Raw genomic sequence first — 21,409 nt, forward strand, 5'->3', positions numbered from 1 at the left:
CCCTGGCTAGACTGTCGCGCCCCCACCTGGATCGGAGCCGCCATGCGCATCCCCGCCGCCGTCGACGCGCGAGAGGACGAATGGCGCGAACTGTTCGCCTTCGCCACCAGCGGTGAGCCGCGCGCGACGCTCGGACTGGTCTCCGGTCGTGTACGGATGGGCAAGAGCACGCTCCTGCGGACCTTGGCCGAGACCACCGGCGGCTTCTACCACCGGGTCACCGCCGTCGACTACGACGGTTTCCTCGCCGATCTGACCGAGGCGGTGCGGGCCCACACGGGCGCCGGGCATCCCGCCTTCACCGACCTCGGCCAGGCCGTCGAGGCCCTGGTCGCGCTCGGCGCCGAACGCGAGATCCCGGTCGTGCTCGACGATCTGGCCCAGGTGAACGCCCCCCACGACTGGCTGCTGACGTCGATCGTCAAGGCCGTCGACGGTCCCGGCGGCCGGTCGTCACGCGCGCGGCTGCTGCTCGGCGGGTCGGCGGTGTCGGCCGACGGCAGACCTCTGCTGCGCGACAGGTCGCTTCGCGAGCACGCCGCCCTCGACCTGCGGCTCACCGGCCACGACCACCGCCGCATGGCGAAGTGGTGGGGCATCGAGGATCCGGCGATCGCGTTCTCCGTCTACGCCGTCCTCGGCGGCACGCCCGTCCACCGCGACTGGGTGGACGAGCTCCCGAGCGGCCCCGGCGACATGGGCCCGTTCACCCGGCGAACCGTTCTGCGCAAGGGACATCCGCTCTTCGACGCCGCCCGCCGGAGCCTGCGGCACGAGACCGGTCCCTTCGACCTGGGCTTCTACCGCTCGATCTCGTTCAACGTGGCCTTCGGCGCGACCCGGCTCGACCTCCTCGCCAAGTGCGTGAACCGCCGGCCGGTCGACCTGCGCAAACACCTGTCGATCCTGACCGCGTCCGGGCTACTCGACCGCGACCGCGACCTGCTCTCGCCCGGCGCCGTCCACTACCGGATCGCCGACCAGCTGTTCAACTTCTTCATGGGGATGATGCGCGTCGACATGGGCCGCATCCAGCGCGGCTACATCCTCGAATACCTGTGGAGGTACCGGGCCGTCCGCTATTCCGATTTCATCGTGAATCCACAGTTCGCCCAGGTCTGCCGCACCTGGGCCAAGAACTACGCCCCCGAGGGATTCTTCGGCGGCGGACGAGTGTGGGTCGGGCACGGCACCGTCGACGAACCCGGCATCGACGTGCCGAGGCGCGCCCCCGTCGTCGTCCTCGGCGAGCCGGTCGACGGCCGCCCCGAGTTGCGCGCGCTGGGCGCCTGCCGCTGGGACGGTCCCATGGACGTCGCGGACCTCGCGGAGCTGCGCCGGACGGCCGCGCTCGTGCGCGACGCCGGGACGCATCACGTCGGGGCTCCCGCGTTCCACTGCTTCGGCGGTTCCGGGTTCACCCCGGCGCTGCGGACCGCCGCCGACCGCGGTGAAGTCACGCTGGTGGACACGGCGGCGCTGTACTCCGAGAGGACGTGAAAAGACCCGGTCACCGACCCTTGCGGGTGGCGACCGGGTCTTTCGAGAGTTCGCGCCGCGAGTTCTTGCCGGACTGGCGGCGCGGGCGGGCTCTCTGCGACCGGGTGACCCGATGTCCCAGGGACAACAGACCCGACCGGCGGCCGGAGCGGTCCCTGCACGGGACCGGCCGTGTACGCCGGGGGTGAGGCGATTAGCCCCAGGCCTTGGCGTTCGCGCCTTCAGTGGCCTGGTAGTTCGAGTTCGCCTGGTCGACGGCACCGGCGATGGCCTCAAGGAGTTCCTTGATCTCGATGATCGAGGTGTCCATCTCGGTCTGCTGCGCCTGGTAGGCCTCCTTGTCGGCACCTTCCCAGTCGAGGCCGCCGAGCTTCGACTTGAGGTCTTCGACCTCGCCCTGGATCTCGCCGGCGAGCTTCTTCATCTGCCCGGCGGATTCCTCCATCTGGGCGTAATCGACTAGAATCCTGTCGCTCATGCTCTGCTCTCTTCTCGCTGAAGTCTGCTGGTTGCCGAATCGGCTAGATCATGCCGAACTTGTCGAAGGAGGAGTTCGACTCTTCCTCGTTCGCCTGGATGTTGGCACCCGACTGCTTGAGGATCTCGGCGATGTTCCCGAGAGCCGTCATCATGTCGTTACCCTCTTTGTCGAAGGCCTGCATGACCTGCATGAACTTGGCCGAGGCGGCACCCTGCCAGGAACCGGCCAGGCCCTCCATGAGGTTGCGGAGGCTGGTCAGCTTGCCCTGAATGGACTCCGCGGTGTTGTTCGTGTCGGTCGCAGCCTGATTGATCGTCTCTACTGAGGCGGCAATTGGCATCTGAGATCCTCCTGTTGGTCTGCCGTGCTTACACCGTCGGCGGGTGAACGCCTACGGCACGGGACTGAACCCGCCTTCCGTTCGTGCCACCATATCCGAGCCGCGCAAGTCCCGCCCTGGAGGTTTTTTCCCCAGGTGAGGCGGTCCCTGCGCGGCCCATGACTACTGGTCGGCCGGTCGGATGACGGTCTGGATCAGCTGTTCGCCGTCCCGGCGACGCACCAGGGTGCCTCGTCCGGCCGGCTGGCGGCTCGGGCGGAGCGTGCCGAGGACCTGGCCCTCTTCACGGCGTCCGTCCATGAGGAGGCCGGGGGCCTCCAGTTCCTTCATGCGCTGGATGACGGGGTCGCTCATGGTGCGGGCGACGCCGGACATGCGGCGGGCGATGATGATGTGCAGCCCGATGTCCCTGGCCTGCGGAATGAACTCCGCGATCGCCGCCAGGGGGTTGGAGCGGCCGACGGCGACGAGGTCGTAGTCGTCGACGAGGAAGTAGACGTCGGGCCCGGTCCACCAGTTGCGGTTGCGCAGCTGGTCGGGGGTGACGTCCGGGCCGGGAAGCCGCAGCTGGAGCCGCTTCTTCACCGCTCCGACGGTCTGCTCGAACTGCGTGGAGTTCATCGAGTAGTCGAGCAGGTGATCACCCTCGATGGACCCGAGCATGCCGCGCCGGTAGTCGCCCATGATGATGCGCGCCTGGTCGGGCGTGTGCTTCTCCACGATCGACTTGGCGATGTGCCGCATCAGGTTGCTCTTGCCGCATTCGGAGTCGCCGAAGATCATCAGGTGCGGCTCGTCGTCGAAGTCCAGGAACACCGGCTTCAGGCCGGTCTCGTTGAGACCGATCGGGATGCCCTGGTGACGACGGCCCGCGGCCGTGGCGAGCTCTTCCATGGTCAGTTCGCGCGGCAGGAGACGGACCTTGGGGACCGTCGGGCCGCGCCAGCCGGCCTGGACCTTGGCGACCATGTCGGTGACACCGTCGGGGAGGTCCTCGTCGCGCTGTTTGCCGTCGATGCGGGGCATGGACGTGAGGAAGTGGAGCTTCTCCTTCGTCATGCCTCGTCCCGGGGTCTTCTCCGGGACGTTGCGGGCGGCCTTGCGGTCGAGTTCGGACTCCGAGGGGTCGCCGAGGCGCAGTTCGAGTTTGGTCGACATGAGGTCGCGCATGTTGATGCGGATCTCCGACCAGCGGTTGGCGGTGATGATGATGTGCACACCGAAACCGAGGCCGCGGCCGGCCAGGGAGAGCAGTTTCTGCTCGAACTGTTCGTAGTCCTCGCGGAGCGTCGCCCAGCCGTCGACGACGAGGAAGATGTCGCCGTACGGGTCGTCGGCGTGTTCGCCGCGGGCCCGCATGCGACGGTATCCGGCGATGCCGTCGATGGTGTGCTCGGTGAAGCGCGCCTCGCGCTCCTCGATGATGTTGGTGACCTCGGAGATCGTGCGTCGCACGCCCTCCTCGTCGCGGCGGCCGTAGACGCCGGCGACGTGTGGCAGGTCGCCGAGGCCGCGGATGGTTCCGCCGCCGAAGTCGAGGACGAAGAACTGCGCCTCGCGTGGCGTGTGCGTGAGGCACAGCGACGCGATCATGGAGCGGAGCATGGTGCTCTTGCCCGACTGCGGTCCGCCGACGATGGCGACGTTGCCGCCCGCGCCTTCGAGTTCCACGACGAAGGGTGAACGCCGTTGCTCGAAGGGCCGGTCGACTTCGCCGACGACGGCCATGAGGCGGCCGTTGTGGTTCCATCCGACGGGGCTGAGGCCCCGCTGGGGGTCCACGCCGAGGGCGGGGAGGACGCGGTCGAGGGTCGGGGGCTCCTTCAGCGGCGGCAGCCAGACCTGGTGGGCCGGGCGGCCGTGCCCCTTCATCTTGCCGACCATGACCTCCAGCATCGAGATCTCTTTGCCCTCTTCGTTCTTGGGCGCCTCGACCTTGGCCTTCTTCTCCTTGGGCTTCTCGATGATCGGCAGGTACTCGATGTCGTACCCGACGAGCTCGATCTCCTCGCGTTTGGCGACCTGGCCCGGGAGACCCGGGAGTTTGCCGGTCGGCTTGTAGGCGCCGGAGACATAGGCCGCGCGGAAGCGCTGCATGACCTCGGTGCCGACCTTGAGGTAGCCGTGACCGGGAGCCTGCGGGAGGTCGTAGGCGTCGCCGACGCCGAGCACGACCCGCGACTCCACGGCCGAGAAGGTCCGCAGACCGATCCGGTAGGACAGGTAGGTGTCGAGACCGCGGAGCTTGCCCTCCTCCAGTCGCTGCGAGGCGAGCAGGAGGTGGACGCCGATGGATCGCCCGATCCGGCCGACCTGCACGAACAGGTCGATGAACTCGGGTTTGGCGACGAGCATCTCGGAGAACTCGTCACAGATGATCATCAGCGCGGGCAGTGGTTTGAGCGGTTCCCCGGCCTTGCGGGCCTTCTCGTAGTCCTGCCGGTTGACGTAGTTGCCGGCCGCGCGCAGGAGTTCCTGGCGCCGCACCATCTCACCGGCGAGCGCGTCCTGCATGCGGTCGACGAGGGCGATCTCGTCGGCGAGGTTGGTGATGACCGCGCTGACGTGCGGCATCTGGTCGAGGAATGCGAAGGTCGCGCCGCCCTTGAAGTCGACGAGGACGAAGTTGAGTTCTTCCGAGGAGTGGGTCGCGGCGAGCGCGCCCACGATGGTGCGGAGCACCTCGGATTTACCCGAACCGGTCGCGCCGACCATCAGGCCGTGCGGGCCCATGCCTTCGAGCGACGCCTCCTTGAAGTCGATGTCGACGACACCGCCGTCGGGCGCCATGCCCAGCGGCACCTTCATGAACTCCTTCATCGGCCGCGGACGCCAGTGGACGTTCGGGTCGAGGGCGGCGGCGTCGCCGATGCCGAGCAGGTCGGGGAGTTCCATCGTGGAGGAGAGTGGTTCCTCCGTGATGGCCTGAGCCTGCTGGGAGAGCCGGAAGGGGGCCATCTGCCGGGCGATGCCCTCGGCCTGGCTGATCGACATCTGGTCGGGCCGGCCGAGGGAGTTCTGCTTGTTGCCCTGGTCGACGTAGAGCGCGTCGCCGTTGGTCTCCAGGCACAGCAGGAAGCGGCCGGAGTCGCGGGGGACGTACCCGGAGGTGTCGATGACGGTCGTGCCGAGGAGACCGCGACCGGCGAGCTGGCAGTTGGGGCCGACTTCTCCGCCGTCGAGGATGACGAGGATGTGCGGTGCCCCGACGAGGGGTTTCGCCTCGGGACCGAAGCGGACCCGGCCGGCGAGTTCCTCCTGGAGCGCGCGCTCCAGGCTCATCATGTCCTCGAAGGCGAGGCGGACGGCGCCGGCGGCGTCGACACGGGTCGGGTGCTGGAGGTGGGGAAGCCACTTGGTCCAGCGCCAGTTGTCCATGCGTTCGGCGGCGGCGACGACGGCGATGATGAGGTCGTCGGGAGAGTGCAGCGCGGCGAGTTGCGACATCAGCGACCGGGCCATGGCCGTGGTCGTGTCGTATTCGCCCCGCATCACGACCTTGCTGAAGGAGCGGATCGACATCGAGATCGGCAGGTCCTGAACCGAGTTGTGCGTGCGCACGAAGCGGCGCAGCGCGATGGCGCTCATCGGTTCGAGGTCTTCGACCGGTTTGGTCTCCGGTGGCACGATCTTGACGGCGAGACGCTGCGGGCCCCGCGCGACGCGGACCTCGCCGAAGTCGTCGTCGGTGCTGCGGCGTTCCCACATGCGTCCCGAGGCGACGATCGACCAGAGGCTGTCGGGCTCGGGGTGACGCCACTGCTGGGCGGCACGCTGCTGGTCGGTGGCACGGCGGACCCTTTTGCGGGCCTGCGCGAGGTACCGCATGTAGTCGCGCCGTTCGGCGTTGAGTTCCGCCTTGTCCTTGCCGCCGGTGTTGCCGAGGTTGCTGATGGCCATCCCGAGCATGGACACGCCGAAGAGGCCGCCGGCGACGTAGGACATCGTCCCGCCGCTGCGGCTGCCCATCATGAACATCATCGCCCCGGCCCCGCAGAGCATCGGGAGCAGCATCAGGAGCTGACCGAAACTCTTCGGCAGAACCTCCGGAAGCTCCGGGGGAGATTCGAGCAGCAGTTCGCCGCGCGGCAATTGTGGTCCACGGCGCCGGGGGGGCCGCTTGAACAGTTCGGTGCTCACCGGTTGCCCTTCTCGGACTATTGCGGGGTTACCCCAGACGATACTTACGGGCGCAACCCCGGGTCCAACTGCCGGGGTCGTGCGCCTGTGTTGCGCACATCGGTACGCTGGGCCGCAGTTCTCGCCAACCGTGGCCATTTCGACCCCTCCGGTCACGGAAAAGGCAGTCACGCCCTTGAGCGAAACCAGCATGGGAGGAGCCATTCGTGGCCGGCACCGCAAACGGAGAACTGACGCGTGTGACGATCGTCAGTCCGAACACCCGGGTGGACCTGGCTCTGCCTGCCGAGGTGCCCCTCGCCGAACTCCTGCCGACGGTTCTGCGCCATGCCGGTGAGGAGCTCGCCGACGAGGGCGCCGCGCACGGCGGCTGGGTCCTGGCCCGACTCGGCGGACAGCCCCTCGACTCCGGTCGCAGCACGTCCCAGTTGTCGGTGCGCGACGGTGAACTGCTCTATCTGACGATGCGCCAGAAGATGGCGCCGGAAATGGTCTTCGACGACGTCATCGAGGCGGTCGCGACGGCGACGAACAACCGCGGGTCGCGCTGGGACCAGCACTCGACGCGCCGGTTCAGCCTGACCGTCGGGGTGAGCGCGCTGCTGTCGGGCGCGCTCGCGGTCCTATTCTCGGGCCCGCCGCAGCTTTTCGGCGCGATCACGGCCTTCGTGGTCGCGACGGCGTTGTTGTCCATCGCGGCCGTTTTCGCCCGGGCCCTGCGCGCGACCGACGCGGCCGTCGCCTTCGCGATGGTGTCGCTGGCCTACGCCGGGGTCGGGGGCGCGCTCGCGGGTGCCGGTGACCGGACGTTCGCCGAGCTGACCGCGGCGAACCTCGTGATCGCCGCCTCGTCGGTGCTGGTGTTCGCGGTGATGGCGCTGGTCGCCGTCGCCGACCGGGCGCCGCTGTTCTTGTCGGCGTCGTTCTGCGCGGTCGCGCTGGGCATCGCCTCGGGCGCCTCGATGGTCCTCGACGGCAACTTCGCGCTCGGCGCGGCGATCGTCGCCGGACTGGCCTTCGCGCTGATCCCGATGACGCCGATGCTGTCGCTGCGACTCGCGCGCGTGCCGATGCCGCAGCTGCCGAGCAACGTCGAGGAACTCAAGTCGGACTCGTACTCCGTCAACGGCGCCCAGGCCCTCGAACGGTCCACGCGCGCCAACGAGTTCCTCACCTCGATGTACGGGACGATCGCCGTCATCAGCTTCGGCTGCTGCATCGCGCTGTCCCTCGACGGCGGAGTGCCCGGCTGGATCCTGACCGGCGTGCTGTCGGCCGTGCTGCTGTCGCGGGCGCGGGCCCTGATCGTGCGCAGCGCCCGGATCCCGCTCCTCACCGCCGGGATCGGCGGACTGGGGATGCTGACGCTCGCGGTGTTCGTCGCGTCGTCGTCGATCGTGCGGCTCTCGGCGGTGCTCGGCGCGCTGCTCGTGATCACGCTGATCGCGGTGTTCTACGGGCTCGCCGTGACCGGCAAGCGGATCTCGCCGGTGTGGGGACGGACGCTGGACATCATCGAGGTGTTCCTGATCGTCGCGATCGTGCCGCTCGCCGGATGGATCGGTGGACTGTACGCGTGGATGCGGAGTTTGAACGGGTGAGGTGGTGCCGGGCCGAGAGGCGCGGCCGAGCTGGAGCGACCCCCGCCGGGATGTGGCGGGGGTCGTTTTTTGTGGGGGGTCGTGGGTGGGGCGGGGGTCGTGGGTGGGGCGCGGGTTTGCGGGCGGGGTGGGGCGCGGCGCTCGCGGGCGGGGCGGGGTGGCTCGGGCCTGCTCGCCGACGCCTGCTTCTTCGAGCGGCCCCTCGCGGGCGGGGCTGGGGCTGCGCGGGCGGTTATCCACAACCGCCCGGTTATCCACAGCGAGCCGCGCTCGTGTTCGCCGGCCACGCCTGGACCTGCGCTACGGTCAGATTTAGGGCGGAGGCCGGGAGGCCCCTGGCGCCATTCACGTTTCACCAGCGGACACCGGCCAGCAGCTGCTAGCCGGCGGACACCGGACACCGGCCAGCGGCCAGCGGCCACTAGCCAGCAGCAAGCGGACAACGGCCAGCATCCAGCAACCGCTGGCCAGCAGCCAGCAGCCAGCAGCCAGCAGCCAGCGGCCAGCGGCCAGCGGCCCCAACACACCAGAGCGGCCCCCGCCGGAGCGAGGGCCGTCTCAGTCGTGCGGTGGCACTTCCGTCACCGCGTCCACCGTGTCCACCGCGTCCACCGTGTCCACCACGTCGTGCGCGGCCGGTCAGCGTCCCGGCGGCGGCGGCGGCGGTGGCTGCGACGATGGCGGCTGCGGCGGCCGATGCTGCTGCTCCCGGTACGGCACCCCCGGCTGCTGCGGATGCTGCGGCGCCTTCCGGTACGCCTCCCCCGCCTGCCGCTGCGACGAACCCGGCGGCGGCGCCTGCTGCGGATACCCCGCCCCCGGCACCTGCCCGTACCCCCGCGGATACCCCTCCCCCCGATGCGAGACCGTCCCCGCCTTCCGCCGCGAGCGCCGGTTCAACACCACGATCACCACCACGACCACCGCCACCAGCAGCACCCCGCCGGCGATCGCGCCGATCAGGATCCCCGGTGTCACGCCGCCGCCGATCCCGTCGGCGTCGGACGAGGTCGTGGCGGCCAGCGCGTCGGACGGGTTCCCCAGCGGGTTCGCCGTGACCGGCGCGACGTCGGCCGTGACCGCCGCGAGTGCGTCGACCTTGCCGAAGCCGAAGGCTTCGTCGCGGCCGGGGTCGCCGGCGTCTTCGGCGGTGGTGATGAGCCGGTTGATGACGTCGGCGGCGCCGAGGTCGGGGTACTTCGCGCGGACCAGGGCGGCCACGCCCGACGTCAGAGCCGTGGCGATGCTGGTGCCGCTGCCGCCCTCGGCGTAACCGGCGTCGGTGCCGGGGTTGTCGGGGACGAGTCCGGTGATGTTCTCGGCCGGGGCCGACAGGACCGTCTCGGGTCCCGTCGTCGACTTCGGCCAGATCTCTCCCGACTCGGCGTACCCGGACACCGCGACCACTCCGGGGAGGTAGGCGGGCGAACCGACCTCGCCGCCGGGATCGTTGCCGGTACCGGCGATCACCGGTACGTCGTTGTCGAGGGCGTACTGGATCGCGTTGATGGCCTCATCGGAGGCGACGTTCCCGGCGAGCGAGATGTTGATGACGTCGGCACCGTTGTCGACGGCCCAGCGGATGCCATCGACGGCGGCGACGAAGGAGAACTGCTCGCCGCTCGACGTCACCTTGACGGGAAGGATCCGCGCGCCGGGCGCGACGCTGAGGACCTGCCCGGCGATGTCGGTGCCGTGCCCGGACTGGTCACGTCTCGGCCGGTCGTCGACGAAGCTCTTGCCGTCGAGCACGCGCCCGTCGAGATCGGGGTGCTCGCCCACACCGGTGTCGACGACGGCGACGACGACGTCCTCGCCCGTCGATTCGGCCTGGGCCTCGGCGGCCTTGATGGCCTCCAGCTGCCAACCGGTGATCTCCGCCGCGGCCGGCGCCGGTGCGGCCAGCACCACCCCCGCCACCAGCGGCACCGCCGCGGCGATCGCGGCACCCGCTCTCCACCGTGCGGTCATGCACTGCCTCCGATCGGTAGTCAGACGAGTGCGACGATACCGAGGCCGGGCCTTTGCCAAAAGGGTGACAGCAGGCCCTATCGTGGTGTCACGCCACAGTCCCCACCTTTCACCGACGACACCCCCGCAAAGGTAATTGCTGATGCGATCGCGCAAGGAACAGGTCCAGGCACACCGCTTCGTCACCCACCGCCTGGTGTCCGCCCTGCTCATGGGCGACCCGGAGAGCACCGAAACGCCCATGCGCCGCATCGGTTTCTCGGTGTTCGGCAGCGTGATGGTGGCGGTTCTCGTCGCCGCGGGTTTCGGTCTCTTCGGACTCTTCAAACCCGGCGGCGGCACCCCCGAGGTCGGAAAGATCATCATCGAGGAGGAAACCGGCGTCCGGTACCTCTATCGCGATCTCGGCGACGGTTCCCAGGCGAAACTGCACCCCGTCGTCAATTACGCCTCGGCCCGGCTGATCCTCAACAATCCCAAGCCCGACACCGTGCTGATGTCGCAGAACTCGCTGAAGGGTTATCCGCGCGGAGTGGGCCTCGGCATTCCCAACGCCCCCGACGCGCTGCCCCTCATCGAGAACCTGATGCAGAGCGACCCGTGGCAGGTGTGCAGCTCCCACCCGCGGTCGACGGCGACGGCCACGAGCGACTACGTCACCCAGCTCACCGTGCTCGGCGTCGACGGCGCGCACCCGCTGGGCAAGCAGGCGATCCTGGTCCAGGAGATCGGCACCGACCAGATGTTCCTGCTCTGGGACGACAAGCGCCTGCCGCTGTCGCCGTTCGCCAAGACCGCCCTCGGCTATGACGGCATCACGCCGACGCCCATCACGACCAGCGCCCTCGGCGTGTTCCAGCAGGGCCCGAACCTCGACCGCGTGAACATCGAGAACGCGGGCACCGACAGCACCAAACCGGTCCCCGGCAGCTCCGCCAAGGTCGGCACGGTGTTCTCCGGCTCGGGCACGTCCTACGTCCTCACCAGCCGCGGCCTCGTCCGCGTCGGCCCGGTCTTCGCGGGCCTGATCCCCAACGGCGACAGCCCGACCTCCATCACCGCCGAGGCCGCCAGCCAGGCCCTCGTCGACGGCGTCCAGGTCGAACCGGAGGGCTTCCCGCAGCTCAAGCCGAGCATCTTCCTCGTCGAAGGCCCGCACCCGGCGATCTGCGGCGTGCTCGACCCCTCGGCCGGCAACCAGGCCGTGATGCGCGTCATGACCTACGAGAAGCTCCCCGACACGCTCGTCGTCCCGGAGAATCAGGAACTCCTCGACAGCGCCTCCGGCCTCGCCGACCGCGTCGTCATCCCCGGTGGCCGCGGCGTGCTCGCCCAGGACCTCCCGGTCACCGGCGCCGAAGGCGGCGGGACCACGTACATGGTCAACGAGCAGGGCATCAAGTACGGCTTCGTGGCGACGACGACCTCGAACCCGAAGATCGCGCTCGGCTACGAGTCGGTCGGGCCCGTCATGGTCCCCGGCGCGGTCCTCGACCTGCTTCCCTCGGGTGTCCCGCTGAGCCAGGAGGCCGCGCTCCAGGCGGTCACGCAGCTCCAGCCCGACGCCACGCCTCCCCCCGCGAACTGACGTCCCCCGCCGGGCGGGTTCGGCCCGCCCGGCGATGTGGACTTCTTGCGCGGAAACGATAGTGTGGGCTGTCACACCATGGTGGCGCAGCGTTCGCCGCCGGACGTCGAGCCAAGGATGACCGCCAGATGAGTCACACCGATGTGGATGTCTCCTCCCTGGAGGGTTTCCACGCCAACCTCTCCAACCGGCGGATACAGATCGAGACCGTCATCAACAAGATGAACGAGCTCCTCAAGGACAAGCCGCCCGCCCTCGGCGCCTTCCAGCACGCCGAGGAGAACAAAGAGCTGTACTCCGGCCACTACGCGGCTTTCGCCGATCGCATCAACCGCCTCATGGAGGCCGTCGTGGCCGCCGAGGCGGCCACCGGCACGATCCTGCAGAACTACAAGACGGCCGAGCAGCTGAGCACCCTGTCGGCCGACTCGATCGCGTCGCGCATGGACGAGGTCGACACTTCTCTCACCGGAGGTGGCGCGTAATGGGCGGCGTCGACGACTACATGCCCCCGTACCGCGAGGTCGACCACCAGACCCTGTGGAGCCAGCTGGAGAAACCGGCCGGTGATCCCGACCAGGTCGCGGGCCTCAACGCCGCCTGGGTCGACCCGATCCGGGCCACGCTCGACGATTTCGTGCTGGACCTGGACGGTGACCTCACCGACCTGATGGAGAACTACTGGAGCGTGACCTCCGCCGGCGGCCGTGAGTTCAAGCGCCGCATGGAGCTCGTCGTGAAGTTCGCCGACGAGCTCAGCGCGCACGTCGGGACCATCAGCGAGAACCTCACCGCCTGGGAGGGGTCGCTGCGCACCGCGCAGGGCAACGCCCCCGACCCCGAGGAGACCGACGACAACGGGCGCGCGGTCGCCGGAGCGGCCATCGGCACGGCCGTCGCCGGCCCCGTCGGCGGTGTGATCGGCGGGCTCATCGGGCACAGCCAGGACGAGGAGCAGAAGAAAGAGGCGCACGAGAAGATCGTGCTCATCATCGCCACCCTGGCCAAGGACTACGACACCGCGCAGCAGATCAAACCGCCGCCGCCGCTGCCGCCGGTGGATCTGCCCGACGCCACCGACAACGGCAGTTCCGAGCTGACCAGCATCACCGGCGCCCCGGTACCGACCGCTGAGCCGTTCACGCCGAAACCCGCGACGACTCCCGGCACCCACGACATCAACGGCCCCGGCGACGGCACGGGCCCCGGAACCGGCCCCGGCGACCCGAACTTCACCGGTGACGGTTCCGGCCTCCTCGGCGCGGGACCGGGCACCATCACCGGTGTCGGCGTCGGCACGACCGGCAGCCTCGGCCTGGCCGGTACCGGCGGTGGCGGAGCGCTGCTCGGCGGCGCCGGCGGCGCGGGAGCCGGACTGTTCCCGGGCGCGGCCGGAGCGGCCGCGGGAGCACACGGCATGAACAACGGCGGCCTCGCCGGCGCGAAAGGGGGCGGCGGCGGCTCGGCCACGACGGCGAAACCCGCGAGCGGCCCGAACCCGCCCCCGCAGAACCGCGGCCGCGGTGGCACGCCCACCGGGCAGCCGTCGGACGGCGACGACGACACCTACATGACCTGGCTCACCGAGGACGACATGGTGTGGGGCAACGACGCCGACGCCCCGCCCACGCTGCTGTCGAAGCGCCGCAGGGACGACGAGGCGGTCACCGCCTCCGGTGACTTCCACGGCGAGGACGACGGGAACGACGAGACGTAACGCCGGCGTACGGCGGAAGGCGCGGGGGTTCGCCCCCGCGCCTTCTCCACGTCCCGGCCCGGACACGCCGCCGGGGTTTCCCGCCCTCCACGGCGCTCATCGCACCGAAACCGCAGCTTGTAGCGCTGGCTCGACTCAACTATGGTGTGCGGCAGATCCCGCCGCCCGACGACCAAGGAGCACTCCCGATGGTTCTGCACGTGGACCCCGCCGGAATGCAGGCCGCCGAACAACGGCTCACCGGCCTCTCCGGTGACAGCAAGGGCATCGCCGACCTGGCCAAGGACGCCGACCCCGAGTGGTACACGTGGGGACTGCCCGGTCTGGCGTTCGCGCAGTGGTACGGCGCCTTCGCGCCCGAGATCCACCAGCACCTGGGCGACCTCAGCGAGGCGCTGGGCGCCCATTCCGACCGCATCAAGTTCTGCCGCGAGTCCTACGCCACCAAGGAAGAGGACAACATCGGCATCATGAACAAGATCAAGAGCCGGCTCGACGGCAAGTAGACCGCGGGCACCGGGGAGACGGGAACGAGATGGCCGAAGAGCGGCAGAACGACGAGGACACCAAGGTCGGCAACGACGACGCCCACAACCAGACCCAGGGTTCGGTCTTCGGCGGCGACTGGGGCAACAGCGAAAGCTACGTCGACAACCGCGACGTCGCCGACAACACCATCGGCCGGCACAGCTCAGGCGCCTGGGACAACGTCGTCGGCGTCAACAACTTCAACGCCTCGGCCAAGGCCGTCAAGAACCTCGCCAAAGGCGAGGAGATCGCCGGCAGCGTCACCGACATCGGCGTGCAGATCACCGACTTCGCCGCCAACATCGGCCTGATGTTCCTCGACCCGATCGGGTTCCTGGTCAACTGCGGCGTCTCCTTCCTCATCGACCTCGTCCAGCCCCTCGAAGACCTCCTCGGCCTCGTCACCGGCAACCCCGAGCGCATGGAGACCGAGTCGAACCGCTGGGGCCGGGTCCGCAACGCCCTCGAACCCCTCTCCGAGGACCTCCGGGCCGCCGCGAGCGAAGACCTCAAGAAGTGGGACGGCGACGCCTCGGTGATCGCCAAGCAGCGCCTCAACGAGCTCGCCGACGCGATGGACGACGTCCGGGAGAGCATCAACGGCCTCGAAGGGATCATGGAGTGCGCGAAGGCCCTGGCGGCCGTCGCGCAGGACATCATCAAGAGCTTCATCAGCGACTTCCTCGCCAAGCGGCTCATCGCGTGGGTCGTGGCGGCCTCGACCTCGGGCGTCTCCTTCGGCGGTTCGATCGCGGTGTTCGTCGCCGAGACGCTCATGTCCTACAGCCGCATGATGCTCAAGGTCGCCAAGGCCATGAAGGACGGCTCGAAGATCTTCCAGGCGATCATCAAGGTCCTGGAGAAGATCGGCGAGATCGTCCGCAAGTACGGCAAGACCTTCGCGGCCATCAAGGCCCTTCCCGGCCTCATGGGCAAGGGCGAGTCGTGGCTGCGGGCCGACGACAACATGTCGAACCACGACGTCTCCGAGGCCCTGCAGTGATCCTGACCTCCACCCCGCGCACCGTGTGGGGCCCGCCCCAGCCGGAGTGGGCGCTCACGCCGCACCCGGAGGCGCGGGTGCGGGTGGACACCTCGCCGGTCGCCGGGGTCCCCGCCGGTCACGGCGTTCTCGACCTGCGGGTCGGCGGCGTCTTCACCGGTGGTTTCGGCGTCGGCGCGCCCCGGCCGCAGCCGCCGGTCGTGCTGATCGGTTCGCGGCCGGTGACGCAGGGCTGGGGGCAGGCGTGGATCGTGCTGCCCGCCGGCGAGCACGTCCTTGAGGTGCAGGCGGGCCGGTCGCGGCTCACGCAGGTGGTCTCGGTGCCGTCCGGTGGGACGGTCGCGCTGGACTACCTGCACTGCGCGCCCTGGCGTTACGACACCGAGGAGAAGGAGACCGCCCTCGGCCCGCGCGGCGAGGTGACGCTGGCTCCGGCGACGCAGCAGAAGTACACGTGGGCCGGGCTCGGCGCCTTCGCGCTGTGCGCCTTCGGCGCCGGTGGGATGCTCGTCGTCGCCGAGAACTTCACCGGCGTGACGCAGAAGATCGTCGGCGGTTCGGGCATGGCCCTGGTCATCGTCCTCCCGGTGGTGATCTTCATCCTCGGTTTCGTGCGCGGCCGAAAGGTCCGCAACGCCCTGCGACCCGCTCCGGCCGCCGTCCCCTCGGTGGCGCCGGGCCTGGTGCTGCTGGCCGCGCGGGAACGCGACGTGCCGGCGCCGCCCGCGGGCATGGGCGCCGTGCTGGTCGACGCGCGGTTCGTGGTCAGTCCCAACAGTCGCGACCGGCTCGGCGAGCTCCTCGCCGAGGGTGCCGAGGGTCGTCGGCGGCGTGAGTTGACGGAGAACCTGCTGCGCGTCGGTGAGCCGCTGCCGCTTCCGCATCGTCCGTGGGTGGGGCCGGTCGGTTTCGCCGTCGACGGGCGTGCGCTGGCGTTGCCGTGGGGGCGGTGGCTGGTGCCGCTGGCGCCCGGCGCGCATGAGCTGACCTTCGCGGTGGCGCGGCCTTCGGACGCGATCACCGACGCGCGGACGGTCGTGGACGTGGACGGCGCCTTCGTCCGTGAGAGCGTCACGGTCGGCGCGGGTGCCGTCGTGGAGGTCGCCTACACGGTGTCGGTGACGATGCAGAGCGACCGGGAGCGTCCGGCGCTGGGCAGGTTCTCGGCGATGGCGGTCGACCGGGCCGTCTGAGCGTCCGGCGGGGCCGGCGAACAGGGGCACGAGGTATTTTCACTTTTGTACAGGCCGCCGAGGGCGGAGGAGCTGAGGAGAGGACATGGCCGACCCAGGCCGGGCCGACTACGGCCAGCAGGTCCAGTTCCAGGGCGAGCGCTTGCGCGCCCTGGTCGAGAACGCGCGGGCGGAGAGCGTCAGCGACGATCACGCCGTGCGGGTCACGGTCGGTCCGGGCGGCACGGTGGTCGACATCGAGGTCACCTCGCGGGCGATGGGCCGTAGCGGCGACGAGATCGGTGAGCTGATCGTCGCCGAGATCAAGAAGGCGAACCGGCAGCTCACCGCCGAGCTCAACGGGCAGATGGCCGAGATCCTGGGGATGCAGCAGGCGGCGGAGGTCGCCGACGCGGTCGACGATCTCGGGTTCCCCTCGGTGGAGGAGATCCGCCGTGAGCGCGAGGCGATTCACGAGCAGCGCGCGGAGATGAAGAGGGAGATGGGTCTGTGACCAACCCATTCGGCGGCGGTCCCTCGGTGGACCCCGCGGCGGCGATGGCGAAGCTGGAGCGGCTTCAGGCGCAGGCCGAGCAGATGCTGGCGAGCTTCGAGCAGGCCCGTGAGGAGCTCGGCGCGATGAAGGCCGAGGCGACCTCGGAGGACGGCATGGTCCGTGTCGTGCTGGACGACGAGGGCGGTGTCGAGACGATCGAGATCAGCGACCTGGCGATGCGCAGTCTGGGACGGCTGAATCACTCGATCATGGGCGCGATCCGGCAGGCGCAGATCGTGCACTCGGCGATGATGGTCGAGCTGGTCGAGAAGATGGACGGCACGGGTCCTTTCGACATGCTGTCGAAGGTACGGGACCAGATGCCCGGCGAGGTGCACGAGACGCTGCGGGCGCGCGCCGACGAGCGTCGTCGCGGATACTGACGGCGTGGGCGCGGGGGCGACGTCGTACCCGGCGCGGCCTTTTCCCGGTTCGGGCGTGACGGTTCTGCCCTGGCCGGACGGGACGGCCGCGCCGGTTCTGCCGGCCGGTCTCGGCGGCATCTCGGTGCGTTCGGTCGAGCGGGACGGGTGGGAGCACAACAAGCCGCCGCGGCCGCGTGCGGTGGGTGTGGGCGGCAGGCCGCTGTGGCATGGTTTCGGCCGCATGGTGGCGGTCGTCGAGCCGGGTGGTCATCTGGTCGAGGTGCGGCATGTCCACGTCGAGGGCACGCGCCTGGTGACGGTGACGGCCGGTGAGCTGGTGGAGCTGGAGTACGCGGCTCCGCGGACTTTCGCCCCTTCGGGGGTGTTGTCGATCCCGCCGTCGCGGGTGGTGGGGACCTCGCTGCGGCCGTGGCTGCTGTTCATGCTGTACCTGGCCGGGGTGCCGCTGCTGCTGAAGTCGACGGGCGCGTCGGCGCGGCTGGGCGCGGCCTCGACGCCGGTCGCGGTCGGGCTGATCCTGGCCGGGATCCTGGCGGTGGTGGCCTGGCAGATCGGTGTCCGCCGCCGCGACGCCCGCTTCCGGGTCCGGGCCGCCGACGGTCCCCGTCCCGTCGGCAACGGTGTCCTGCTGGGGAGCACGCCGAAGCTCGTCCCGGAGCCTGCGGAGGGTCAGGGCGGGCTGCTGCTGGCGGTGGCGTTGTCGCACGAGGTGCGCATGAACGGCATGCCGGTCGAGACGTCGACCTCGCCGCACGGCTGGGTGCCGTCTCCGCGCCTGTGGATCGGCGACGAGGAGTTCCCGGTCTCGTGGACCCAATGGTGGTACGCGCTTCCCCCGGGCCGCCACGATCTGCGTCTGGAGGTCGCGGGTCCGCTCTTGGCGAAGGACGCCCCGCCGAGCGGTCCCGTCCCGGTGACGGCGACGGTCGAGGTGACCGCGGGTGTGACGGGCCGCCTGTCGGTGGCGGTGGCGTCCCGTACGGAGATCCAGCCGTCGCCGGAGAACTACGACGCGGTGTCGCTGGTGGACATCCGGACGCGATTGAACCAGTCCTATCAGGACTGGGACGCGCCGACGGCGGCGGTGGCGTTCACCGCGAAGCCGACGGTCACGGCGGGCTGAGCGGGCCGGAGTCGCGGCCGCCCTTGACCCCACCTGGCACCATGACGCCCACCCGTCGCCGATTCGAGGTGCGTGTCATGTCCCCTCCGCCGGGCGTTGAGCCGAGGCCGGTGAGCGCGGCCGGTGCCCTGACGCGTTTCGCGTTGCTGGGGATCGAGCTTGCGGTCCTCGCGGCCGCGGTTCTCGTGGTGGCGGAACGGATCTCGCCTCCGTCGCCGCCCGCCTCCTGCGCGGCGGTCCCCGCCGACCTCGGCAGCGTCGTGGGCATCGGCGGCCCGGCCCCGGTGTACTACGTCGACGAGGACGAGAGCGTGCTGGTCTGCCAGTGGCGGGTCCAGGACGTGCCGGACTCCGTCGAGGTGATGGTCTACTCCCCCGGCCGATGGTCGGCGGAGAGCCGCTTCGCCGAACTTCGCGGTGAGCTGGAGAGCGGGCACGAGGCGCATCCGGCGCCGGAGCTGGGACCGGAGGCCTTCTCCGTGGAGCAGCCGGACTACGGCGAACTCGACGGCGTGGTCCTCACCCGGGTCGGGGATCTCATCGCGCGGGTGACCGTCCACGATGGAGACCCACTCGCCGTCGACGCCGAGGATCTCGCCCTCGGCCTGGCCGCCCGGGTCGTGTCGAGCCTGCGGGAGGTGGCCTAGATGTCCGGTGGGAGAGGGGTTCTGCTCTGGCTGGCCCGCGAGCGCCCGCCGAGTGCGAGCCCGGCGATGCGCGGCCTGTCGAAGACGATCGCGTGGCTGGTGCCGGTGTGCGTCCTCGCGCTGGTGGTGGCGCGGCGGCTGGTCGCACCCGATGAACCGGAAGAGCCCTACCGGCAGGCCTATCCCGACCTGTGCGCGCTGGCCCCGGCGTCCCTTGTCGCCGAGGCGGTGGAGGGCGGGGCGCGGTCGCTGCGGATCCTCGACCGGGACACGTCGGAGTGCGCGTGGTCGGCTCCGCGCGAGGACGGCGAGGTCCGGCTTTCGTTGTACGCGAGCCGTCCCGACCCGGTCTACGACGACGGGTCGATGCTCGACGAGGCCGTGGAGCTGTACGCCCACAAGGTCGACTCGGCCGCGACGACCACCGAGGCCGACGCCGAGCCGGTACCGGGGCTCGGTGACGAGGCGGTCTGGTTCTCCTCCTCCGGCGCGGATCCGGCCGTGGGCGTGCTGGTGGTGCGCTGGGGAGTGCGGGTGCTGTCGGTGGAACTGTCCACAACGGATGATCCGGTGGCGTCGGTGCGTGCGAAGGTCGACGCGATCGCCGCGGCCGTACTGCCCGGCCTGCCCGCGGAGTGAGGGACAGCGGCGGAGGCTCCCCTGACTTTAAGGTGACCCCATGTCGCCTCAACTCCGCAGACTCGGGAGTCTGACCGCAGCGCTTCTCGTGGCCTCCGCGAGCCTCGTGACCGGGGTCTCGACCCCGTCGTGGGCGGCGGACTGCAAGCCGGCGTCGCGGTCCGACGAGCTGAAGGGCAGGCCCTGGCCGCTGGTGCGGCTGGCGCCCGAACGCGTGTATCCACTGACGACGGGCAGGGGCGTCGTCGTCGGGCTCGTCGACTCCGGAGTCGGATACCACCCGGTCATCAACGACCATGTGCGCGACGGGAAGAGCTTCGTCACCGAGCCGGCCGAAGCGGTCGCGGGGCCGCGTTGCGACCTCGCCACGCACGGCACGCTGATCGCCGGGATCATCGCGGGGATACGGGATCCCAAGAGCCTGTTCCACGGCATCGCACCCGACGCCGAGATCGTCCCGATCCGGGTCCTGGCCGACAAACCCAGCGACGGCCGCGCGCAGGACACCGGGCCGATCGTCGAGGGCATCGAGTACGCCGTCGAGCGCGGTGTCGACGTCATCAACCTCTCGCTGACGGCCGCGCCGAGCGGCGCCCTGAAACGCGCGATCGAGAAGGCCGCCGACGCCGACATCGTGATCGTCGTGGCGGCCGGGAACAACGGCGACAAGGGGCAAACGGAGTACCCCGCCGGGTACAACAGCGACTTCCCCGAGGTCATCGGGGTCGCCGGCGTCGACCAGAACGGCGCGTGGTCCTCGTCGTCGAGCACCGGCTCGATGGTCGACATCGCCGCCCCGGGCGTGCTGATCGAGGGACCGACGGCGGCCGGGAACGGTTACGGCGTCCGCGAATCCGGTGGCACGAGCTTCTCCGCCGGGTACGTCTCCGGCACGGCGGCGCTGCTGCGCCAGTACTACCCGACGATGTCGGCCGCCGAGGTCGTCGCACGGATGAAGGCCACCGCCGTGCACCCGCCCGGCGGTCACGACCAGCGCGTCGGCTTCGGTGAGATCGACCCGTACCGGGCCGTCACCGCACCTCTGACCCCCGCCGAGGCGGTCAGTTCGGTGCCGGTCGCCGCGCCCGTGCTCGGCGTCGACGAGATGGCCGGAACCCGCGGAACGGCCCTGCTCGTCGGTGTCCTCGGCGTCGGCGCCATCGTGATCCTCGCCGCCGCGCGCTTCGCCCTGCCCCGCGGCCGCCGCCGGGGCTGGAAGGGCTGAGCGGCGACACATCGCGGCCCCCGCCTCTTCCGAGGCGGGGGCCGCGATCGTCGCGTCTCTGTCAGACCTGGAAGCGTCCGGCGTTGTGTGCCTCGGTGGCCACGTACTCCTCTTTGGCCTGCTGGACGGTCGTGCCGACCTTCTCCAGCACGGCGTTGAGGCCCTCGGCCGCCTTGTCCCACTCCTGCTTGGTCTGGTTGTAGGCCTCCATGTCGGCGCCCTCCCAGTCCGAGGTCAGGCGGGTCAGCTTGCTCGCGAGACCCGACAGGATCGACTCCAGCTGGGCCGACGCCCCCTTGATCTCGCTCGCGGCGACTTCCAGGGCTCCCGGGTCAACCTTCATTTCGGTCATGGCTGCTCCTCAATCCTCACTTCAGGCCGGTAAAACCGGGTCCGGCCATGTCGGCCATGACGTGCTGAACGGCGGTGCTCTGGTCCTGGTCGGTGTTCTCGTGGAGGTCGGCGCTCGTGCCGACGAGCTCGCCCATCTTGTCCAGGGCGGTGTTGAGCTCGTTGGCGTGCCGGTCGTACTCCTCCATCAGGGTTCCGAAGGCCCCCGCGGCCGCACCGCGCCACGACATGTCGACCACGTCCTGGCACTCCTTGCGGACCTTCGTGATCTGCGCGTGCGCGTCGGAGACCGCGGCCCCGATATCGGATGCCGCTTGCCTGAACGCCTCGGAATCATTGCGAATCACGGGTATTCACCAGCTTTCCTACTCGTCCCCGTCGACATGCCACATAGGACCGTCCACTGTCGTCGGTCGACGCGGGGGACTGGAACGGATTTGA

General features: G+C 70.0%; 20 protein-coding genes. 14 read left to right on the forward strand and 6 right to left on the reverse strand.

Annotation, left to right across the window (positions count from 1 at the left end):
- Positions 1-42: 42 nt before the first annotated feature.
- Positions 43-1,500 carry an AAA family ATPase gene (locus HNR73_RS03380; RefSeq protein WP_184785782.1) on the forward strand — a complete coding sequence of 486 codons (1,458 nt, stop codon included), beginning with the start codon at positions 43-45 and terminating at the stop codon, positions 1,498-1,500.
- A gap of 193 nt (positions 1,501-1,693) precedes the next feature.
- On the opposite strand, the gene HNR73_RS03385 is transcribed toward HNR73_RS03380, so the two are convergent.
- From HNR73_RS03385 to eccCa, 3 genes are all read right to left on the reverse strand, one after another.
- Positions 1,694-1,978 (reverse strand): WXG100 family type VII secretion target, encoded by a 285-nt coding sequence (locus HNR73_RS03385; RefSeq protein WP_184785783.1) that lies wholly within the window; start codon positions 1,976-1,978, stop codon positions 1,694-1,696.
- Positions 1,979-2,021: 43 nt separating this feature from the next.
- Positions 2,022-2,321, reverse strand: coding sequence for a WXG100 family type VII secretion target (locus HNR73_RS03390; protein WP_184785784.1), 300 nt, complete (start codon positions 2,319-2,321; stop codon positions 2,022-2,024).
- A gap of 162 nt (positions 2,322-2,483) precedes the next feature.
- Complete coding sequence (gene eccCa / locus HNR73_RS03395; protein ID WP_184785785.1) at positions 2,484-6,461, reverse strand: type VII secretion protein EccCa; 3,978 nt, start codon at positions 6,459-6,461, stop codon at positions 2,484-2,486.
- A gap of 206 nt (positions 6,462-6,667) precedes the next feature.
- Between eccCa and eccD the strand changes: the two genes are divergently transcribed.
- On the forward strand, positions 6,668-8,062 hold the full coding sequence (eccD, locus tag HNR73_RS03400; RefSeq protein WP_184785786.1) for a type VII secretion integral membrane protein EccD: 1,395 nt from the start codon (positions 6,668-6,670) through the stop codon (positions 8,060-8,062).
- 639 nt (positions 8,063-8,701) lie between these two features.
- Here eccD and HNR73_RS03405 read toward each other — a convergent pair.
- Entirely contained in the window at positions 8,702-10,033 is a 1,332-nt protein-coding gene (locus HNR73_RS03405; protein WP_184785787.1) for a S8 family serine peptidase, read from the reverse strand.
- Positions 10,034-10,175: 142 nt separating this feature from the next.
- Between HNR73_RS03405 and eccB the strand changes: the two genes are divergently transcribed.
- The 12 genes from eccB (at position 10,176) to HNR73_RS03465 (ending at position 20,617) form a co-directional block, all read left to right on the forward strand.
- Complete coding sequence (eccB, locus tag HNR73_RS03410; protein WP_184785788.1) at positions 10,176-11,621, forward strand: type VII secretion protein EccB; 1,446 nt, start codon at positions 10,176-10,178, stop codon at positions 11,619-11,621.
- Positions 11,622-11,749: 128 nt separating this feature from the next.
- Positions 11,750-12,106 (forward strand): hypothetical protein, encoded by a 357-nt coding sequence (locus HNR73_RS03415; protein ID WP_184785789.1) that lies wholly within the window; start codon positions 11,750-11,752, stop codon positions 12,104-12,106.
- A complete protein-coding gene (locus HNR73_RS03420; protein WP_184785790.1) occupies positions 12,106-13,338 on the forward strand; it encodes a hypothetical protein in 1,233 nt (410 codons plus the stop codon). Before HNR73_RS03415 ends, HNR73_RS03420 begins: the two co-directional genes overlap by 1 nt.
- 188 nt (positions 13,339-13,526) lie before the next feature.
- Positions 13,527-13,844 (forward strand): WXG100 family type VII secretion target, encoded by a 318-nt coding sequence (locus HNR73_RS03425; RefSeq protein ID WP_184785791.1) that lies wholly within the window; start codon positions 13,527-13,529, stop codon positions 13,842-13,844.
- Between the two features lie 29 nt (positions 13,845-13,873).
- Positions 13,874-14,869: a hypothetical protein gene (locus tag HNR73_RS03430; protein ID WP_184785792.1), complete on the forward strand. Its 996-nt coding sequence runs from the start codon at positions 13,874-13,876 to the stop codon at positions 14,867-14,869.
- Positions 14,866-16,062: a hypothetical protein gene (locus HNR73_RS03435; RefSeq protein WP_184785793.1), complete on the forward strand. Its 1,197-nt coding sequence runs from the start codon at positions 14,866-14,868 to the stop codon at positions 16,060-16,062. The genes HNR73_RS03430 and HNR73_RS03435 overlap by 4 nt, the downstream gene beginning before the upstream one ends.
- Before the next feature lie 85 nt (positions 16,063-16,147).
- A complete protein-coding gene (locus HNR73_RS03440) occupies positions 16,148-16,555 on the forward strand; it encodes a YbaB/EbfC family nucleoid-associated protein (protein WP_184785794.1) in 408 nt (135 codons plus the stop codon).
- Positions 16,552-16,980, forward strand: a complete 429-nt coding sequence (locus tag HNR73_RS03445; RefSeq protein ID WP_184785795.1) for a YbaB/EbfC family nucleoid-associated protein — start codon at positions 16,552-16,554, stop codon at positions 16,978-16,980. Before HNR73_RS03440 ends, HNR73_RS03445 begins: the two co-directional genes overlap by 4 nt.
- Positions 16,981-17,035: 55 nt before the next feature.
- A complete protein-coding gene (locus HNR73_RS03450; RefSeq protein ID WP_184785796.1) occupies positions 17,036-18,106 on the forward strand; it encodes a hypothetical protein in 1,071 nt (356 codons plus the stop codon).
- Positions 18,107-18,183: 77 nt separating this feature from the next.
- Entirely contained in the window at positions 18,184-18,753 is a 570-nt protein-coding gene (locus tag HNR73_RS03455; protein ID WP_184785797.1) for a hypothetical protein, read from the forward strand.
- The gene (locus HNR73_RS03460) at positions 18,754-19,392 is read left to right on the forward strand and encodes a hypothetical protein (protein ID WP_184785798.1); all 639 of its coding nucleotides are present in this window, start codon (positions 18,754-18,756) and stop codon (positions 19,390-19,392) included.
- Positions 19,393-19,432: 40 nt separating this feature from the next.
- Positions 19,433-20,617, forward strand: a complete 1,185-nt coding sequence (locus tag HNR73_RS03465) for a S8 family serine peptidase (RefSeq protein ID WP_184785799.1) — start codon at positions 19,433-19,435, stop codon at positions 20,615-20,617.
- A gap of 61 nt (positions 20,618-20,678) precedes the next feature.
- On the opposite strand, the gene HNR73_RS03470 is transcribed toward HNR73_RS03465, so the two are convergent.
- Together HNR73_RS03470 and HNR73_RS03475 are read right to left on the reverse strand one after the other, a co-directional pair.
- Positions 20,679-20,969 carry a WXG100 family type VII secretion target gene (locus tag HNR73_RS03470; protein WP_184785800.1) on the reverse strand — a complete coding sequence of 97 codons (291 nt, stop codon included), beginning with the start codon at positions 20,967-20,969 and terminating at the stop codon, positions 20,679-20,681.
- Positions 20,970-20,985: 16 nt separating this feature from the next.
- On the reverse strand, positions 20,986-21,315 hold the full coding sequence (locus HNR73_RS03475; protein ID WP_184785801.1) for a WXG100 family type VII secretion target: 330 nt from the start codon (positions 21,313-21,315) through the stop codon (positions 20,986-20,988).
- Positions 21,316-21,409: the final 94 nt, after the last annotated feature.

This window comes from Phytomonospora endophytica, assembly GCF_014202425.1.
In the GTDB taxonomy this organism is placed as follows: Bacteria; Actinomycetota; Actinomycetes; order Mycobacteriales; family Micromonosporaceae; genus Phytomonospora; species Phytomonospora endophytica.

Bases quoted from the DNA above. Each gene is read 5' to 3' on its own strand.
- HNR73_RS03470 (WP_184785800.1), bottom strand. From the start codon at position 20,969: ATGACCGAAATGAAGGTTGACCCGGGAGCCCTGGAAGTCGCCGCGAGC.
- HNR73_RS03385 (WP_184785783.1), bottom strand. From the start codon at position 1,978: ATGAGCGACAGGATTCTAGTCGATTACGCCCAGATGGAGGAATCCGCC.
- HNR73_RS03415 (WP_184785789.1), top strand. From the start codon at position 11,750: ATGAGTCACACCGATGTGGATGTCTCCTCCCTGGAGGGTTTCCACGCC.
- eccB (WP_184785788.1), top strand. From the start codon at position 10,176: ATGCGATCGCGCAAGGAACAGGTCCAGGCACACCGCTTCGTCACCCAC.
- HNR73_RS03455 (WP_184785797.1), top strand. From the start codon at position 18,184: ATGTCCCCTCCGCCGGGCGTTGAGCCGAGGCCGGTGAGCGCGGCCGGT.
- HNR73_RS03465 (WP_184785799.1), top strand. From the start codon at position 19,433: ATGTCGCCTCAACTCCGCAGACTCGGGAGTCTGACCGCAGCGCTTCTC.
- HNR73_RS03420 (WP_184785790.1), top strand. From the start codon at position 12,106: ATGGGCGGCGTCGACGACTACATGCCCCCGTACCGCGAGGTCGACCAC.
- HNR73_RS03440 (WP_184785794.1), top strand. From the start codon at position 16,148: ATGGCCGACCCAGGCCGGGCCGACTACGGCCAGCAGGTCCAGTTCCAG.
- HNR73_RS03405 (WP_184785787.1), bottom strand. From the start codon at position 10,033: ATGACCGCACGGTGGAGAGCGGGTGCCGCGATCGCCGCGGCGGTGCCG.
- HNR73_RS03380 (WP_184785782.1), top strand. From the start codon at position 43: ATGCGCATCCCCGCCGCCGTCGACGCGCGAGAGGACGAATGGCGCGAA.
- HNR73_RS03430 (WP_184785792.1), top strand. From the start codon at position 13,874: ATGGCCGAAGAGCGGCAGAACGACGAGGACACCAAGGTCGGCAACGAC.
- HNR73_RS03425 (WP_184785791.1), top strand. From the start codon at position 13,527: ATGGTTCTGCACGTGGACCCCGCCGGAATGCAGGCCGCCGAACAACGG.
- HNR73_RS03390 (WP_184785784.1), bottom strand. From the start codon at position 2,321: ATGCCAATTGCCGCCTCAGTAGAGACGATCAATCAGGCTGCGACCGAC.
- HNR73_RS03460 (WP_184785798.1), top strand. From the start codon at position 18,754: ATGTCCGGTGGGAGAGGGGTTCTGCTCTGGCTGGCCCGCGAGCGCCCG.